A 15,775-nucleotide genomic window follows, 5' to 3' on the forward strand; every position below is an offset into this window, starting at 1 on the left:
TCGGCGGTCACGCCAGGTCGTAGGACACCGCGCCGCTCTCGTCGACCGTCGCGACGACCTCGATGGTGTCCGTCGCGTCCGCGGCGTTGTCGACGAAGCAGGGGATCGGCGTGCCGACGGCGTCCACGAGGACGGAGTGCCCGCCGGTGTCGCAGGTGCTGATGACCGGGACGCCGGCCAGCTCTCCCAGCTGCTCGTCCAGCGACGCCTCGACGACGTCCACGTGGACGAAGGTGTTGTCGCTGTCGACCTGCACGTTGCCCTCGTCGTCGGTCTGCGTGACGGTGAAGGAGATCGGCTGGTGCTCCAGGGCCGCGGTGCAGGTGAACGTCGCCCCCGCCTCGGCCTCGACGTCCGCCGGGCAGGAGACGTCGGTCGGTGCGACGCCGGTCTGCTCCGCCGTCAGCCGCCCGATCTGCCGCTCGGCCTCGGCGATGTCCAGGGAGCTGCCGCCGAACCAGACGAGGGCACCGACGACGAGTCCACCGAGCACCACCACCGCGGCGATGATGCCGCCGACGACGGCACCCGTGCGCCTGCGCCGCACCGGCGCCGGCGCGTAGCCGCCGGCCGGCGGGCCGTACTGCGGGGCGTACTGCGGGGCGGACGGGCCGGAAGGCGGGGTGGGGTGGGTCTGGTGGGCCATCGGGGTTCTCCTCGTCGAGTGCGGTCGGGGACGACCATGACGGGAGGCGCTTACGGACGGCTTGGATGCACTTGGGGCGCACTTGAGCCCGCGCTCAGGGGTGCATCACCGCGCCCTTCATCACCTTGTCGACGGCGTTCTTCGGACCGTGCACGGCCAGCCCGACCAGGTCCAGCTCGGCGCCCGCGACCGCGCGGACCGCGGCCCGGTTCTGCATGTCACCGGGGGTCGCGAACAGTTCGGCGGTGAAGACAGCAGGCCGCAGCCCACGGTCGAGGGCCCGGGTGCGGGCGGTGCCGAGCAGCTCGGCCGGGCCGGTGAGCACGAGCACCGGCTGGCGCAGCATCGGCAGGTAGCCGGTGCCGTCGGCGTCCTCGTACGGCTCGCCGACCAGCTCCGGTCCGGACGCGGTGATCCCGCTGACCAGGAACGCGGTGACGTTCAGCGCCTGCCACGGGGCGAGATCGGAGCGGAGGAGGACGGCGATCTTGGTGGCCCAGCGGGGCGGCTCGTCAGGGGTGTCCATGCCGGTCAGCGTGGGAGCCGCAGTGCCCCCAGGTCTTGTACGTTCCTGACCGTGAGCGAGGTGGTGGCCTGGCATCCGGCCGTCCCCGGTCTGACCGAGGTCTTCCACGCCTCGTTCACCGACCACGTCTACCCGCCGCACACCCACGACGCGTGGACGCTGCTCCTCGTCGACGACGGTGCCGTGCACTACGAGCTCGACCGGCACGCCCACGGCGCCTCCCCGGCCGCGGTGACGCTGCTCCCGCCGGGTGTCCCGCACGACGGCCGCTCGCGGTTCCCCGGCGGCTTCCGGAAGCGGGTGCTGTACCTGGAGCCGGGGACGCTCGGCACGGGACGGGTCGGCCCCGCGGTGGATCGGCCCGCGATCGCCGACCGGCTGCTGCGCGATCGCATCTCCGGGCTGCATGCCGCGCTGCGCCCGCACACCGAGGACCTCGAGGCGCAGAGCCGGCTCGCCCTCGTGCTCGAGCGGCTGGCCCAGCACCTGGACCGCACGGTCGACCGGCCCGCGGTCGTGCGGGACGACGTGCTGGCCGACCGGGTGCGGGAGCTGCTGGACGCCCGGGTGGTCGACGGGCTGCGGCTCGACGACACCGCCGCTCTGTTCGGGGTGCACCCGACCCACGTCGTCCGGGCGTTCACCCGCCGGCACGGGCTGCCGCCGCACCGGTACCTCACCGGCCGGCGCATCGACCTGGCCAGGCGGCTGCTCCTCGACGGGATGCCGGCCGCCGAGGTGGCGGTCGCTGCGGGGTTCGTCGACCAGCCGCACCTGACCCGCCACTTCCGCCGGATGCTCGGCACCACACCGGTGGCCTACGCCCGCTCGGCCGGCTGACGGTCCGCGGTCAGGTCATTCGGGTGCGGTCTCGTGCCGCGCGGCGGGGAGCGGAGGAACGACCAGGGGCCGGCGGCGGCGGCGCTTCAGGTCGGCGGGCAACCGCCGCCGGTGCGCATCCTCGGCCAGCTGTCGGGCAGCGATCACCGATGCGGTGTCGGCGGACGTGCCGTGGCTCTCGACCAATGCTGGCTCCCCTCGCTGGCCCCCTGCAGGTAAGACGCTCCGGAGGGGCGGAAAGGATGACAGTCCGCGGCAACGAATCCGTAACGATTCGGAGCGGGGTCAGCTGCGGGGCAGACCCAGGTCCCGCAGCGCCGCGACGACCGCGTCCTCGTGCAGCAGGTCCAGCACCAGGAGCCGGTGCACGAGCACGCCGCGGCGGGTGAGCCGCAGGTCCGCGGTCCGGAGCCTCGGCAGCGTGGCGCCCGGACGTGCGGCGCCCACCGGCGGGGCCAGCAGGCCGGCAACCTGCAGGTCGGTGACGTCCTCCCGGGCGCCCCAGGCCGTCCAGGCGCGCGGCTCGTCCTCCAGCGGAGCCATCGGCAGCGGCACCCGCTCCCGGCGGCCGACCGCCGCCAGGATCGCGAGCTGTCGCCAGCTCGAGACCTCCGCCAGCCGCAGCGCCCGGCCGGCCAGGTCCAGGTCGACGTCGGGGGAGACTGCCACCTCGGCGAGCAGGTAGCCCAGGTGCCGGACCCGCCGCTCCTCGGTGGACCTGCGGGCGGCGGCGAGGACCGCCTCCGCCAGTTCGTGGGCAGCGGGGCGGTTGCCGGGCCGCTCGTCGAACCAACCGTCGGTGCGGGCCGGCCGCCCGTTGCGGTGCAGCGTCGCCGCGTACTCCACGGCGAAGGCCAGGACGGCGCCGGCGCGGACCCGCTCGCGAGGGATCCGCAGGCCGGCGGCCTCGTCGGCGGCCGCGGACAGGCAGGCCGCGAACCGGTGGTCCACCTTCACCATGGCCGCCGCCGGGTCGAACACCACGGTGGCGGCGGCGCGGCTCATGGATCCGGCGACGGGGGTGCCGGCCTCGATGAGGTCGCGGCCCGTCGACGTCTGCTCGGATGCGGTCACCGGGTGATCTTCGTCCGTCCGGGCGGCCACCTGCACGCCGGGAACCGGGTCCCTCACCACACCGGGGCACCTGCGGTGAGCAGAACGGAACACGAGTTCAGCGTGCGAGCGACGCCGGCGAAACCGTCCGTTGCGACCGTCCTCGCATGGCCGCACCCACCCGCCCCGACCAGACGATGCCGACCGACACCACGGTCGCCGCGCCACCAGCGCCGCCGTCGGGGCGCAGGGGCAAGTGGATCGACGACTGGCGCCCCGAGGAGCCGGAGTTCTGGGAATCGACCGGCAAGCCGGTCGCGCGCCGGAACCTGTTCTTCTCGATCTTCTCCGAGCACATCGGCTTCTCGATCTGGAGCCTGTGGTCGGTGCTGGTGCTGTTCCTGCCCGAGGCGGTCTTCGGCATCGACCCGGCCGGGAAGTTCCTGCTCACCACGCTGCCCACGGCGCTCGGGGCCTTCGTGCGGCTGCCCTACACGTTCGCCGTCGCGAAGTTCGGCGGCCGGAACTGGACGATCATCAGCGCCGCGTTGCTGCTGATCCCGACGATCGCCACCGCCGTCGTGCTGGAGCCGGGGGTGTCCTTCACGACGCTGCTCGTCGTCTCGTGCCTCGCCGGCGTCGGGGGCGGCAACTTCGCCAGCTCGATGGCCAACATCAACGCGTTCTACCCCGACCGGCTGAAGGGCTGGGCGCTCGGCCTCAACGCCGGCGGGGGCAACCTCGGCGTCCCCGTCGTGCAGCTCGTGGGCCTGCTGGTGCTGGCCACCGTGGGCGTGGATCACCCACGGGTGATCCTCTTCGCCTACATCCCGCTGATCGTGGTCGCCGCCGTCGGTGCGGCGCTGGTCATGGACAACCTGACGACGGCGCGCAACCAGCCCCGCGCCATGCGGGAGGCGACCCGCGAGTCGCACACCTGGATCATGTCCTTCCTCTACATCGGGACCTTCGGCTCGTTCATCGGCTTCGGCTTCGCCTTCGGGCAGGTGCTGCAGAACCAGTTTGCCGAGTCGTTCGCCACGCCCCTGGCCGCCGCGTCGCTCACCTGGCTGGGGCCGCTGCTGGGCTCGCTGATCCGGCCGATCGGCGGCTCGCTGGCCGACCGGTTCGGCGGCGCGCGGATCACCTGCTGGAACTTCGTCGCGATGGCGCTGGGCGCCGGGGTCGTCTGGACGGCGAGCCAGCTGGAGTCCCTGCCACTGTTCGTCGTCGGCTTCGTCCTGCTGTTCGTACTCAGCGGCATCGGGAACGGCTCGACCTACAAGATGATCCCGGCGATCTTCCGGTCGCAGGCGCTGCAGGCGGTGGCCGCCGGTGGCGACCCGGTCGCCGCGGACCGCAGGGCGCTGCGGATGTCCGGGGCGCTGATCGGCATCGCGGGCGCCGTCGGAGCGTTCGGCGGGGTGCTGGTCAACCTGGCCTTCCGGCAGTCCTTCATGACCACCGGCACCGGCGACTCCGCCTACCTCGTGTTCATCGCCTTCTACGTCGTCTGCGTCGTCGTCACCTGGGTCGTCTACCTCCGGCCGCGGGCGCTGCACGGCGCCGTCTGAGAGGACCCCGTCCTCCTCACCGCTCGCACGCTCGCGGCGAGCCTCTGGACGGGGCCGAACGCTGCCAGGATGCCGGCATGGCGATCGAGGTGCGGCCGGCCACCAGCTTCGACGACGTCGCGACCATGGTCGGACCCAAGCGACCGGACGCCAACGTGTGCTGGTGCCTCAGCTACCGGGTCCCGTCGAAGGAGAACCTCGCGCTGCAGGGGCCGGCGCGGGGTGAGCGCGTGCGGCAGCTGGTGCGGGAGGACCCGCCCCCGGGCGTGCTGGCCTACGACCGCGACGAGGTCGTGGGCTGGGCGGCGATCCACCCGCGCGCCGACACCTCCTTCGCGCGCAACCGGCGGATCCCGCACGTCGACGACCTCGATGTCTGGTCGCTGTGGTGCGTCCGCGTGCGTCCGGGGCACCGCGGACAGGGCATCGCGCACTCCCTGGTCGAGGGGGCCGTGGCCTTCGCCCGGGGCCGGGGGGCACCGGCGGTGGAGGGCTATCCGGTCGACAACGAGGGACGGAAGGTCGACCTGACGATGGCCTACGTCGGGACGCGGGCGCTGTTCGAGCGGGCGGGCTTCACCAAGGCGGCCGACACCGGGTCGGTGATCAACGGATTCCCCCGTGTCCTGATGCGGCTCGACCTCAGAGCGCCAACCGGTAGCCGCGCTTGACCACGGTCTCCACGACCGGTGCGCCGAGGGCGGCGCGCAGACGGGTCACCGCCATCTCGACGGCGTGCCCGTCGCCGCCACCGGGCAGCGAGGCGACCAGATCGGTGCGCGGTACCACGTGGCCGGGGCGCCGGGCCAGCTCGCGGAGCACCGCCATCGCCCCGGGAGCGAGCTCGATCAACCGGCCGTCCAGCACGGCGGCGTGGCCCCGCACCTGCAGCGTGTGCGCGCCGAGCTGGAGCACGGGGTCCCGCTCGGGCAACCGCGCCACCACCTCGCGCGCCAGGGCGCCGAGGCGGGCCCGCTCGGGCTGGGCGGACGGGATCCCGGCGGCGTCGAGCGGCCCGGCGGTCACCGGCCCGACGGCGACGGCCAGCACCCGCCCGTTCATCGCCGTGACGACGTCGTCCCTCCGGCCGAGCTCCGCGGCGACGCCGAGGAGGCTCGCCGCCGCCGGCGCGCTGGTGAAGGTGACCGCGTCGACCCCGCCGGCAGCGATGGTGGCCACCAGCCGGCGCACCGGGGTCACGTCCTCGGGCAGCACCCAGCGGTAGACCGGGACGGTGAGGACGTCCGCGCCCGCCGCCCGGAGGCCGGCGACCAGATCGGGCAGCGGGTCGCCGTGCAGCTGGACGGCGACCCGCCTTCCCGCGAGCGGTCCCTCGGCGCCCGACAGCAGGTGCGAGAGCACCTCCGCCGACGACTCGGACTCCGGTGACCAGGCGTCCACCAGCCCGCCGCCGCGGATCGCGCCGCGGGCCTTGGGCCCCCGGGCCAGCACGCGCGCGGTCCGCAGGTGCTCGACCAGCGGCAGGTCCCAGGCGTCGGCCGCCTCCAGCCAGCCGCGGAACCCGACGCCGGTGGTCGCGACGACGAGGTCGACGGGCCGGTCGAGCACCTCGCGCGTGGCGGCGACCAGCTCGGCGTCGTCGGCGAGCGGCACGATCCTGATGGCCGGCGCGTAGAGGACCCGCGCACCCCGGCGGTCGAGGAGGGCGCCGAGCTCCTCCTTGCGGCGGGCGGCCGTGACCGCGACCGTGTAGCCGGCCAACGGCACGGGATCGGCGTCCGCCTCGGACCTCGTCGCGGTGTCGGTCACCTCTCCATGGTGGGGCGTCCGCGTTGCGATCGTGTGTCGGGGCGGACACGGGCCGCGCACCGCCGGTGGGCTACCCCGGCGCGTCGGCGTGGGTCCAGCGGGCCAGGAGGACCGTCGCGTCGTCCTGGAGGAGCCCGCCCTGGTGCCGCAGCACCGCCTCGGTGAGCCGTCGCACCGTCTCGGGCGCCGTCTGGCCCGAGGCGATCTCCCGCGTCAGGAAGTCCAGCAGCCGTGCCTCGCCGAACCACGCGCCGGCCGCGTCCCGGGCCTCCGCGATCCCGTCGGTGTAGAGGCACAGCCAGTCGCCGGGCTCGAGCGGCTCCTCGGCGACGGTCAGCCCGGACGCCTCCAGCCCGAAGGGCACCCGCCGCCCCCCGGTCAGCTCCTTGACCACCCTGCCGCCCCGCAGCAGCAGCGGCGGAGGATGGCCGGCATTGATGTAGCGCAGCCGGCCCGACGAGACGTCCACCTCGGCCAGCACGCCCGTGACGAAGGCGCTGCCCGGGAAGCTGGCGGCGATCACGTCGTCGATGGCTCGCGCCTGGTCGAAGACGCCCCGGGCGTCGCGTCGGGCGCTGCGGTACCCCGCCAGGGCGCCGGCGGCCATGAGCGCGGCGGGCATGCCGTGCCCCACGGCGTCGAAGATGCCCAGGGACACCGTGGTCGCGGAGAGGGCGTAGTCGAACGCGTCGCCGCCCGTGTCGTAGCTCGGCTCGAGCATCCCGGCCAGCTGGAATGCGTCGGTGGCCGCCGTCAGGGGCGGTAGCTGCTGCCACAGGAGTTCGGCGGAGGGAGTCATGGGGCGGTTGCGCCGCGGGCGTCCGAGCTCGTCGCCGTACGGCTCCATCGACGCGACCAGGTGGCCGAGCATGCTGGCCAGCCAGGAGCAGTGCTGGCGCAGGGCGGGGTCGTACAGGTCGGACGGGTCGGCGAGGTCCACCCCCAGGACTCCGAGCCGGTCGGCGCCGTCGAGCACCGGCACCCACAGCCGGGGACGGGTGTCGCGGTCGGAGGCGACGATCTGGGTGGTGCGGAACGCGCGCCCCGCCATGCTGTTGTCCAGAGCCGACCGTGCCGGCCCGCCGCCCTCGGCACCGGGCAGCTGCACCAGGGCGTGCTGCTCGTGGTCGACGAGGTGCACGGTCACCTCCACGCCGAGGGCCCGCCCCGCCGCAGCGGCGAGTGCGGGCAGCTGCTCCGGAGGTGCGGAGCCGGCGGCCAGGAGGAGGCTCACGAGGGCCGTGAGCGGGCCGGTCGGCCGGCTCCCCTGGCTGGACCGGTGGTAGGGGACCCGGTGCTGGGCGACCAGTTCGTCCAGGTACTCGTTGATGGCGTGGGCCAGCACGTCCGCCTGGGCCGGAGGCAGCGACAGCAGGCCGGTGATGTGGGCGTCCAGGTCCACCAGGTCCGCGTGGCCGCCCAGACCGAAGTAACGCATCCAGAGCTGCTCCGGCGACAGGCCGGCGAAGTCCATCGCGGCGCGGAGCGCCGACCGCCGGAGCCCCTCGGGCGGGATCCGTTCGGGCCTGGCCATCACCGTCGGCGTCGAGCGGTGGACTCGACGACGGCCTCGGCGGCGGCGGCGACCGTGGTCCCGTCCCGCTGGGCGTTCCTGATCAGCACCGTCACGGCGGCGTCCTCGTCGAGGTTGCTGCGCCCCATGAGCACGCCCTTCGCCATGTTGACGACGTCCCTGCCCCGCACCGCCTCGCGCAGGCCGTCGCTGAGCCGCTTCGCGCGGTCGTAGGCCTGGACGTTCGCCACGAGGACGGCGGCCTGGGCGGAGAACAGGCTCAGGAGCTGCTCGCTGCGCGGGTCGAAGGCGCCCGGCGTGTCGGCGTAGACCTTGATGGCGCCCAACGACGTGTCGCCGGCGACGAGGGGGGCGCTGAGCGTGGCGCGGAAGCCCAACGGCACCGTCGCCTCCGCCCAACGGGGCCAGCGCCGGTCCCGGGTCAGGTCGTCGACGCGCACCACCTCGCGCCCCGAGAAGGCGGCCAGGCAGGGGCCCTCGTCCAGCTCGTACTGGAGGGCGTCGGCCTGGCGCACCCGGTCGTCGGTGGAGCCCGACGACACCCGGCGCCCGCCGACCATCGTGGAGACACCGGCGCCGGAGGCGCCGTGGACGGTCTCGTGGGCCAGTGCGCTGAGCAGGCCGAGGGCGGTCTCCACCGTCTCGTGGGTCAGGAGCAGGCCCGACATGCGGGCGACGACACCGGCGAGCTCGTCGGTCAGGGGGAGGTGCTGGTCGGAGAGACGCTTCCCGGTCACGGCGGGTCCTGTTCGGCACGAGGGCGCCGCTCCACCGTGTCTTCGATCGACGCGCCCCTCAGCTGCCTGCGCATCCCGGGGTCTCGGTAAACATCGCCGAGCGGGCGGGTCAGGGCAGGAGTGCGACGCCGGTCCCCGCGCCGACGCTTCTGCCGTCCACGTGCAGGTCGGCGCGGGCGCGGGTGCCCTCGCGCGCGAACTCCGCGGCCTCGGTGCCCTGCCACCGGCGCCACTCGGGGGTGAGGTGGACGCCGTCCCGGGCCAGACCCCGGGCCAGGCGCAGGTCCGCGGGCGCCTCGACCCAGATCCGCAGCGTCGTCCACGCGTCCAGCGCGCGGGGACTGCTGCCACATCCCTCGATCAGCAGCACCCGGGGGACGGGGACCACTGTCGCCTCGGGCCGGAACCAGCGGGTGGACCAGTCGAAGGCGTGGAAGGCGCCCGGCCGGCCCTCGGCCAGCGGCCGCAGCACACCGGCCTGGAGCCGGGCGACGGCACCGGTCAGCGTCCAGCCGGCGTAGAGGTCGTCGACGTGCACCAGGGCGGCGTCCTCACCGAACGCGGACGCGAGCCGCCCGGCCAGGGTGGTCTTGCCGGAGCCGGCGGGGCCGTCGACGGACACCAGCCGCACCCCGCCCAGGCGTGCCGGCCCGGTCCGGACCCGGGCGACGACGTCGGCGAGGTCGACGGTCCTCAGCGGAGGGCGAGGGTCCATGCCGGCACCGGACCGCCGCTGCTGACGACGAGCCCCCGGCTGGCGAGCAGCCGCAGGTGGGCGTCGGTCTCCGTGACCGCGAAGATCCGCATCCGCCGCTCGTACTGCTCCCAGGGGCGCGACCAGGTCAGGTGGGCGGCCAGGTCCCACGGGGTGGAGCCGGGATGGGCGCGGATGGCGCCGAGCAGCTCGGCCAGCCGCTGCTCGTGGTGCGCGGTCAGCGCGTCCACCCGGGCGTCCAGGCCGCGGAAGCGCCACTCGTGCGCGGGCAGCACCTCGGCGGGGTCGAGGTCACGGACGGCGGCCAGGGAGTCCAGGTAGTCCCGGAGCGGATCGGGCAGACCGCCAGGGCTCGTCGAGATGTTGGGGCTGATCCGCGGCAGGACGTGGTCGCCGGAGAAGAACAGCCGGCTCCGCTCCTCGGCGAAGCAGAGGTGACCGGGGGTGTGTCCCGGTGTGTGGACGGCCCGCATGCGCCACCCCGGGAAGTCGGCGTGCTCCCCGTCCTCCAGGAGGCGGTCGGCCACGGCCATCTGCGTGAAGGCCCTCAGGTTCTCGGGCGGACCGACGTCGGAGACGGCCTCGTCGCGGCCCGCACCCAGCCCGACCAGGAACTCCACCTCCGCGGTGACCATGGCCTGCGCACCGGCCGCGGTCAGGCGTGCGACGGCTGCCGCGTCCGCCGGGTGCATGGCGATCCAGGCGCCCGAGGCGTCCCGGACGCGCGCCGCGAGACCGAGGTGGTCGAAGTGCAGGTGGGTCACCAGCACGCCGCGCACCTCCTCGACGCCGGCCCCGATCGCGGCGAGGCCGGCGGTGAGCGCGGCCCAGCTCTCGTCGCTTCCCCAGCCGGCGTCGAGCAGTCCCAGCCCGCCGCCGTCGAGCGCGAAGGCGTGCACGCTGACGTAGCGCAGCGGATTGTGGGGGATCGGCACCGGGATCGACCACAGGTCGGGGCGCAGCCGCTCGACCGGCGGCAGCGCCTTCTGCTGCCATGCGTCGTGCTGGGCGGTGCCGGTGATCTCCACGGCCTCGCACTCTGCCAGTCACGCTGCCGGTCACTCGGCGGCGAGGTGCTGGGACCATGGTGGCGTGACGGGAACTCCACCGGGCGGCGACCACGTGACGGTGTCGGCCGTACCCCGCCGGATGCGGCTGCTCCTCGCTCTGCTGGGAGCGGTCGTGGTCGCCGTGATGGTCGTCGTGGCCCTCGGGCTGAAGGACACGACGAACACCGTCGTCAGCTACCGGACGTCGGACCAGGTCGCCCTCGCCGGCATCGGCATCGTGCTCGCCGCCGGGGTCATGTTCCTCGGCCGCTCCCGGGTCGACGCCGACGCCGCCGGCGTGCGGGTGCGGAACGTCGTCGTCCACCACGAGCTGCCCTGGCAGGCGGTGCGGGCCGTGCGCTTCGATCCGAAGTCGCCGTGGGCCTCGCTGCTGCTGGAGAACGGCGACGAGGTGTCGCTCCTGGCCCTGCAGGCGGTCGACGGCGAGCACGCGGTGCGGGCGGTCGAGGGCCTGCGGGCGCTCCATGCCTCGGCACGGGCGAGCGACCCGGTGCGCCCGCCGCTCCTCTACGACGACTGATGAAGGACCCCTCCTCCCGCACCTCGCAGGCTCGGCGAGGGTCCCTGAGGGGTGGCCCCTCCAGCACGGTGCGAGGGGGGAATGACCGGAGCGGCGTGGGCGCTGTAGGGTGGGCGTGCCTCCCCCCGCTACATGAGGCGCGCGAACCAACCAGCGGCCCCGCCCCGGGCCGCTGATCCAAGAGGAGCCCGCTCCCACCTGACGCCGTCCAGGCGTCCAGGTCCCCGGATCGCGAGAACCGGCCCCGGTCGGTTGTCGCGTCGCGCACGCGCTCGCGCGTGCCGCACCGGAGAAGTGGGCCCCGTGAGCTGATGCTCCCGGGGCCTTCGTCTTCCCGGTGCCCGGGACGGGCCAGCGACTCCTCCCAGGCAAGAGCAGAGGAGAGGCCATCACCGAGCCCCGCATCAACGACCGTATCCGCGTCCCCGAGGTCCGCCTGGTCGGACCCGAGGGTGAGCAGGTCGGCGTCGTGTCCATCGGCGAAGCACTGCGCCTGGCACAGGACGCCGAGCTCGACCTGGTCGAGGTCGCGCCGATGGCGCGTCCCCCGGTCTGCAAGCTCATGGACTACGGGAAGTTCAAGTACGAGTCCGCCCAGAAGGCCCGCGAGGCCCGGCGGAACCAGGCGCTCACCGTCATCAAGGAGATGCGGCTGCGCCTCAAGATCGACCCGCACGACTACGAGACCAAGAAGGGCCACGTCGAGCGCTTCCTCAAGGGCGGCGACAAGGTCAAGATCACCGTGATGTTCCGCGGTCGCGAGCAGTCGCGCCCGGAGATGGGCTACCGCCTTCTGCAGCGGCTGGCCGCCGACGTCCAGGAACTGGGCGTCGTCGAGTCCAACCCGAAGCAGGACGGCCGCAACATGGTCATGGTGATCGCCCCGCACCGGAACCAGGCGGCCACCGACGCCGCCCGCCGGACCGCCAAGGCGGAGAAGGCGACGGCTTCCGGGACCCCAGCGGCCGAGGAGCAGGCGCCCAGCGCCTGAGCGGCCGCACACCGCACCACCGAGACGGCCGGGCCCGTCCGGCAGCCCAGCTGCCGACGGGCACCGACGACAGACGAACAGGACGAGGGACATGCCGAAGCAGAAGACCCACAAGGGGACCGCGAAGCGGATCCGTGTCACGGGCACCGGGAAGTTGGTGCGCGAGCACACCAACAACCAGCACAAGTTCGAGCACAAGTCCTCCTCGCGCAAGCGGCGGATCAAGGGCATCGGGGTGCTGTCCCCGGCCGACACCAGCCGGATGAAGAAGCTGCTCGGTCTCTGACCGCCCTTTTCCCCACTTACAGACAGGAGCTCTCACGTGGCACGCGTGAAGCGGGCGGTCAACGCCCAGAAGAAGCGTCGGACGACCCTCGAGGCGGCAGCCGGTTACCGCGGCCAGCGGTCGCGGCTGTACCGCAAGGCCAAGGAGCAGCTGCTCCACTCGGCGACGTACTCCTACCGTGACCGCAAGGCGCGCAAGGGCGACTTCCGCAAGCTGTGGATCACCCGGATCAACGCCGCGGCCCGGCTCAACGACATGACCTACAACCGGTTCATGCAGGGCCTCAAGCTGGCCGGCATCGAGCTGGACCGCCGCGTCCTGGCCGAGCTCGCCGTGAACGAGCCGGCCGCCTTCGCCGCGCTGGTCGAGTCCGCCCGGGCCGCGCTCGCCGCGAACCCCCAGGCGACCGGCGCCCAGGCAGCCTGACGAGGAGCCACCCTGCCCCACGCCTCGCGAACTCGGCGCGGGACCCTGCAGGGTGGCCGTTCCAGCACGTCACCTGACGCCGTCGGTGTCCGTCCTCCGGGGCGGGCACCGGCGGCGTCGCCGTCTGCCCGGCGTCACCCCCGGGCGAGATCGGCGATCTCGCCGCCATCGGGACGCTGAACGGGACGAGATCGCCGATCTCGCCGCACGGAGGAAGGGAGTCCCGTGGCCGAGCTGCTCACCGAGCGCTCCGCGCGCATCGTGGCGGCGCGCAAGCTGACCCGGCGGGCCGGCCGCGACGCCGCCGGCCTCTTCCTCGCCGAGGGGCGGCAGGCCGTCGTGGAGGCGCTGGCCGAACCGGACGGCCTCCGGGAGGTCTACGCCACCGAGTCCGCGGCCGCCGCGCACCGCGACCTGCTGGCGGGCACCCGCGTGCCGGTCCGGCTCCTCACCGACAAGGCCGCTGCCGACCTGTCGGAGACGGTGACCCCTCAGGGTCTCCTGGCCGTCTGCGAGCTCCGGGACGTCGACCCCGCGGCGCTGGTCGCGGAGCCACCCCGGCTGTCCGTCGCCCTGGCGGAGCTGGCCGATCCGGGCAACGCGGGCACGGTCTTGCGGACGGCGGACGCGTGCGGCGCCGGCACGGTGGTCTTCGGCGCGGGATCGGCCGACCCGTACGGGGGCAAGGCGGTCCGGGCCAGCGCGGGAAGCCTCTTCCACGTCGACGTCGTCCGCGGAGCGCGGCTGGACGAGCTGCTTCCGGCGCTCCGGGCGGCCGGTGTCACGGTGCTCGCCGCGGACGGCGGGGGAGAGGCGGCCCTCGACGAGCTGGGTGACCGGCTCGCCGGTCCGGTGCTGTGGCTGTTCGGGAACGAGGCCAGAGGGGTGCCCGCGGAGCTCGGGGCCCTGGCCGACGCGCGGGTGCGCATCCCCATGCGTGGGCGGGCCGAGAGCCTCAACCTCGCCGCCGCCGCGGCGATCTGCCTCTACGCGACCCAGCTGCAGCAACGTTGAGGTCGGCCCCTGCCCTCCACCACTCACAGGCTCGTGGCGGGCCCCTGCAGCGGTGCCGTCAGACGAGCTTCGCGCGTCTCCAGAGCAGCTCGGACGGGCCGCCGACGAGGCCGACGTCCCGCAGGAACGCCACCAGGCCCGTCGAGGCGTGCCGCAGCTTGCCCGCGTAGTGCTCGTTCGCCCGGGCCGCGGCCCTGGCCTCCCGCGGGTCCAGCCCGACGGACGCGTAGACCTCCGGCTGCACCAGGTTCTCGGCCACGATCGCGGCGACCGCGGCGACGACCGTCCGGTGCCTGCGCAGCTGCCACGTCGACAGCGCTGGCGTCCGGCGGGTGATCTCCTCCCGGGCGAACCGCATGTGCCGGGCCTCCTCGACCACGTGGATCTGGCTCGTGGCGCGGGTGAGCGGCTGGACGCGCTCGTCCTTCATCAGGTCGCGCTGGAAGATGTCGAGGATCTCCTCGGCGACCAGGATCGCGGCGTAGACGGCCGGGCCGTCGCCCTTGGCGGCGAAGGCCTTCCCGAGCCGGAGGATCGACGCCGGCGGCTGGTAGGACGGCGCCCCGAACGTCTCGGCCGTGCGGGCGAACATCACCGAGTGCCGGCACTCGTCGGCGATCTCGGTCAGCGCCCACTGGACGTGCGGCTGGGCCGGGTCCTCGCCGTAGATGTCACGGAGCACCAGCTGCATGAGCAGGCACTCGAACCAGATGCCCACGCCGGAGATCGAGCAGTACTCGTGGATGGTCAGCGTGACCCGCTGGTCCTCGCTCAAGCCGTCCCACAACGGCGTGGCGTACAGCGTCGACCATTCGGGTGACAGACCGTAGAGATGATCAGGGATGGGCGCGGCCCAGTCGATGTCGACCACGGGGTCGTAGGACTTCTTGGCCGCCGACCCGAGGAGGCGGGTGGAGAGGGCCTGTCGATCGACCGGGCGCCGGCCCGACTGACCGGTGTCCGTACTGGGCATGGTGGACGGAATGGTGGCGGTCATCGGCGAGCTCCCCCAGGTCGTCGAACGCGGCTGTGGAGAAAGGTAGCTGTTACCGTGAAACACATGCAACAGGTGGCGGAGGGACGGGGCGCGCCACCGCCGGCCGACGTCCCCCCGGCCTCCGAACCGGCGCCGCAGGACGGCCGCCGCTCCCGGTGGACCGAGCACCGCAGGGCGCGCCGCGAGGACCTTGTCGGGGCGGCCGTGGAGGCGGTCCGGACCACCGGTCCCGACTTCGCCGTCGACGACGTCGCCCGCAGCGCCGGGGTCTCCAAGACGGTCATCTACCGCTACTTCTCCGACAAGGACGAGCTGGTCGACGCCGTCCTCGAGCGGATCTCGGACACCGTGCTGCTCCCGCGGCTGCTCGGCGAGATCGTCCGCGAGCACGGGGACGACCGGGCCGCGCTGCGGGCCGTCATCGCCGCCTTCGTCTCCCTGATCGAGGACGAGCCGGAGCTCTACCGCTTCGCCTACGCCCACACCGGCCGCTCCGGCCGCGCCGACCTCGTGGCCGCGACCGAGCACCGGATCGCCGACGCGCTGGCGGCACTGTTCGCCGAGCGGATGGAGGCGGCGGGTCAGCCCTCGGGCGCGGCGGCCACCTGGGCCTACGGGCTCGTGGGCATGGTGCAGCTGACGTCGCACTGGTGGGCGACGACCCGGTCGGTCCCGTCCACCGAGCTCGTGGAGCAGCTGGTGGCGCTGGCCGACGGCGGGCTCGGCGCACTCCTGCCCCCGCGCGCCTGATCGGCCTGGGATGAGCGAGCACGACGAGCCCGAGGGCTACGAGGGCGACGTCACCCTCACGGTCGAGGGGGAGCCGCCACGCACCGCCGCGGCCGCGCTCGCCGCCCGGTTCGATCCGCTCGCCGGGCACGTCGTCTGGTCCGGCCGGGTGCGCACCGCACTGCCCGCCCGGGCCGTGGTGGAGCTGACGACGCCGCACGGCAGCGCGCCGGCCGAGGCGACCGAGCGCGACGCGTGGGGCAACACCCGGATCAGCGGCCGGGGCCGCCCGCCGTTCCCGGTCGAGTTGCTCGACGGCGACCGCGAGGGCGTGCCCCGGAGCTGAG

General features: G+C 74.0%; 19 protein-coding genes. 10 read left to right on the forward strand and 9 right to left on the reverse strand.

The genetic code is table 11. The annotated features are described in order from the left end of the window. Positions 1 to 7: 7 nt before the first annotated feature. Both CRP30_RS20270 and CRP30_RS20275 read right to left on the reverse strand, forming a co-directional pair. Entirely contained in the window at positions 8 to 646 is a 639-nt protein-coding gene (locus CRP30_RS20270) for a DUF4333 domain-containing protein (protein ID WP_097185827.1), read from the reverse strand. 94 nt (positions 647 to 740) lie between these two features. Further along, positions 741 to 1,172, reverse strand: a complete 432-nt coding sequence (locus tag CRP30_RS20275; protein WP_097185828.1) for a DUF2000 domain-containing protein — start codon at positions 1,170 to 1,172, stop codon at positions 741 to 743. 51 nt (positions 1,173 to 1,223) lie between these two features. On the opposite strand from CRP30_RS20275, the gene CRP30_RS20280 reads away from it, so the two are divergent. Next, entirely contained in the window at positions 1,224 to 2,012 is a 789-nt protein-coding gene (locus tag CRP30_RS20280) for an AraC family transcriptional regulator (protein WP_097185829.1), read from the forward strand. A 285-nt stretch (positions 2,013 to 2,297) separates the two neighbouring features. Here the strand turns inward: CRP30_RS20280 and CRP30_RS20285 are convergent, their stop codons facing one another. Next, on the reverse strand, positions 2,298 to 3,086 hold the full coding sequence (locus tag CRP30_RS20285; RefSeq protein WP_097185870.1) for a hypothetical protein: 789 nt from the start codon (positions 3,084 to 3,086) through the stop codon (positions 2,298 to 2,300). Positions 3,087 to 3,232: 146 nt separating this feature from the next. Between CRP30_RS20285 and CRP30_RS20290 the strand changes: the two genes are divergently transcribed. Together CRP30_RS20290 and CRP30_RS20295 are read left to right on the forward strand one after the other, a co-directional pair. Further along, a complete protein-coding gene (locus CRP30_RS20290) occupies positions 3,233 to 4,639 on the forward strand; it encodes an MFS transporter (RefSeq protein WP_235003583.1) in 1,407 nt (468 codons plus the stop codon). A gap of 77 nt (positions 4,640 to 4,716) precedes the next feature. Further along, positions 4,717 to 5,310, forward strand: a complete 594-nt coding sequence (locus CRP30_RS20295; RefSeq protein WP_097185830.1) for a GNAT family N-acetyltransferase — start codon at positions 4,717 to 4,719, stop codon at positions 5,308 to 5,310. Here CRP30_RS20295 and CRP30_RS20300 read toward each other — a convergent pair. From CRP30_RS20300 to CRP30_RS20320, 5 genes are all read right to left on the reverse strand, one after another. After that, positions 5,282 to 6,409 (reverse strand): uroporphyrinogen-III synthase, encoded by a 1,128-nt coding sequence (locus tag CRP30_RS20300; RefSeq protein WP_097185831.1) that lies wholly within the window; start codon positions 6,407 to 6,409, stop codon positions 5,282 to 5,284. The genes CRP30_RS20295 and CRP30_RS20300 overlap by 29 nt on opposite strands. A 70-nt stretch (positions 6,410 to 6,479) precedes the next feature. Then, a complete protein-coding gene (locus tag CRP30_RS20305) occupies positions 6,480 to 7,943 on the reverse strand; it encodes a PP2C family protein-serine/threonine phosphatase (RefSeq protein ID WP_097185832.1) in 1,464 nt (487 codons plus the stop codon). Further along, positions 7,943 to 8,680, reverse strand: a complete 738-nt coding sequence (locus tag CRP30_RS20310) for a GAF and ANTAR domain-containing protein (RefSeq protein WP_097185833.1) — start codon at positions 8,678 to 8,680, stop codon at positions 7,943 to 7,945. Before CRP30_RS20310 ends, CRP30_RS20305 begins: the two co-directional genes overlap by 1 nt. A 109-nt stretch (positions 8,681 to 8,789) precedes the next feature. Beyond that, on the reverse strand, positions 8,790 to 9,395 hold the full coding sequence (locus tag CRP30_RS20315) for a uridine kinase family protein (RefSeq protein WP_200814877.1): 606 nt from the start codon (positions 9,393 to 9,395) through the stop codon (positions 8,790 to 8,792). Then, complete coding sequence (locus CRP30_RS20320) at positions 9,374 to 10,423, reverse strand: MBL fold metallo-hydrolase (RefSeq protein ID WP_200814878.1); 1,050 nt, start codon at positions 10,421 to 10,423, stop codon at positions 9,374 to 9,376. Before CRP30_RS20320 ends, CRP30_RS20315 begins: the two co-directional genes overlap by 22 nt. A gap of 64 nt (positions 10,424 to 10,487) precedes the next feature. Between CRP30_RS20320 and CRP30_RS20325 the strand changes: the two genes are divergently transcribed. The 5 genes from CRP30_RS20325 (at position 10,488) to CRP30_RS20345 (ending at position 13,702) form a co-directional block, all read left to right on the forward strand. After that, entirely contained in the window at positions 10,488 to 10,985 is a 498-nt protein-coding gene (locus tag CRP30_RS20325) for a PH domain-containing protein (protein ID WP_235003584.1), read from the forward strand. 337 nt (positions 10,986 to 11,322) lie between these two features. Further along, positions 11,323 to 11,976, forward strand: a complete 654-nt coding sequence (gene infC / locus CRP30_RS20330; protein WP_097185835.1) for a translation initiation factor IF-3 — start codon at positions 11,323 to 11,325, stop codon at positions 11,974 to 11,976. A 91-nt stretch (positions 11,977 to 12,067) separates the two neighbouring features. Next, on the forward strand, positions 12,068 to 12,262 hold the full coding sequence (gene rpmI, locus CRP30_RS20335; protein ID WP_097185836.1) for a 50S ribosomal protein L35: 195 nt from the start codon (positions 12,068 to 12,070) through the stop codon (positions 12,260 to 12,262). A gap of 36 nt (positions 12,263 to 12,298) precedes the next feature. After that, entirely contained in the window at positions 12,299 to 12,688 is a 390-nt protein-coding gene (rplT, locus tag CRP30_RS20340; RefSeq protein WP_097185837.1) for a 50S ribosomal protein L20, read from the forward strand. A gap of 225 nt (positions 12,689 to 12,913) precedes the next feature. Continuing rightward, on the forward strand, positions 12,914 to 13,702 hold the full coding sequence (locus CRP30_RS20345) for a TrmH family RNA methyltransferase (RefSeq protein WP_097185838.1): 789 nt from the start codon (positions 12,914 to 12,916) through the stop codon (positions 13,700 to 13,702). Between the two features lie 58 nt (positions 13,703 to 13,760). Here CRP30_RS20345 and CRP30_RS20350 read toward each other — a convergent pair whose 3' ends face one another. Further along, on the reverse strand, positions 13,761 to 14,675 hold the full coding sequence (locus CRP30_RS20350) for an AurF N-oxygenase family protein (RefSeq protein ID WP_097185874.1): 915 nt from the start codon (positions 14,673 to 14,675) through the stop codon (positions 13,761 to 13,763). An 87-nt stretch (positions 14,676 to 14,762) separates the two neighbouring features. On the opposite strand from CRP30_RS20350, the gene CRP30_RS20355 reads away from it, so the two are divergent. Further along, on the forward strand, positions 14,763 to 15,449 hold the full coding sequence (locus tag CRP30_RS20355; protein ID WP_097185839.1) for a TetR/AcrR family transcriptional regulator: 687 nt from the start codon (positions 14,763 to 14,765) through the stop codon (positions 15,447 to 15,449). Between the two features lie 10 nt (positions 15,450 to 15,459). Next, entirely contained in the window at positions 15,460 to 15,774 is a 315-nt protein-coding gene (locus CRP30_RS20360) for a DUF4873 domain-containing protein (RefSeq protein ID WP_097185840.1), read from the forward strand. Position 15,775 lies beyond the last annotated feature (1 nt).

This window comes from Blastococcus haudaquaticus, from assembly GCF_900230285.1.
Lineage (GTDB): Bacteria > Actinomycetota > Actinomycetes > Mycobacteriales > Geodermatophilaceae > Blastococcus_B > Blastococcus_B haudaquaticus.

What these genes read in the sequence shown, in the direction of transcription:
- CRP30_RS20270 (WP_097185827.1), bottom strand. Translation starts at nt 646, where the DNA reads ATGGCCCACCAGACCCACCCCACCCCGCCTTCCGGCCCGTCCGCCCCG.
- CRP30_RS20275 (WP_097185828.1), bottom strand. Translation starts at nt 1,172, where the DNA reads ATGGACACCCCTGACGAGCCGCCCCGCTGGGCCACCAAGATCGCCGTC.
- CRP30_RS20290 (WP_235003583.1), top strand. Translation starts at nt 3,233, where the DNA reads ATGGCCGCACCCACCCGCCCCGACCAGACGATGCCGACCGACACCACG.
- CRP30_RS20295 (WP_097185830.1), top strand. Translation starts at nt 4,717, where the DNA reads ATGGCGATCGAGGTGCGGCCGGCCACCAGCTTCGACGACGTCGCGACC.
- CRP30_RS20305 (WP_097185832.1), bottom strand. Translation starts at nt 7,943, where the DNA reads ATGGCCAGGCCCGAACGGATCCCGCCCGAGGGGCTCCGGCGGTCGGCG.
- CRP30_RS20315 (WP_200814877.1), bottom strand. Translation starts at nt 9,395, where the DNA reads ATGGACCCTCGCCCTCCGCTGAGGACCGTCGACCTCGCCGACGTCGTC.
- rpmI (WP_097185836.1), top strand. Translation starts at nt 12,068, where the DNA reads ATGCCGAAGCAGAAGACCCACAAGGGGACCGCGAAGCGGATCCGTGTC.
- CRP30_RS20350 (WP_097185874.1), bottom strand. Translation starts at nt 14,675, where the DNA reads ATGCCCAGTACGGACACCGGTCAGTCGGGCCGGCGCCCGGTCGATCGA.
- CRP30_RS20355 (WP_097185839.1), top strand. Translation starts at nt 14,763, where the DNA reads ATGCAACAGGTGGCGGAGGGACGGGGCGCGCCACCGCCGGCCGACGTC.
- CRP30_RS20360 (WP_097185840.1), top strand. Translation starts at nt 15,460, where the DNA reads ATGAGCGAGCACGACGAGCCCGAGGGCTACGAGGGCGACGTCACCCTC.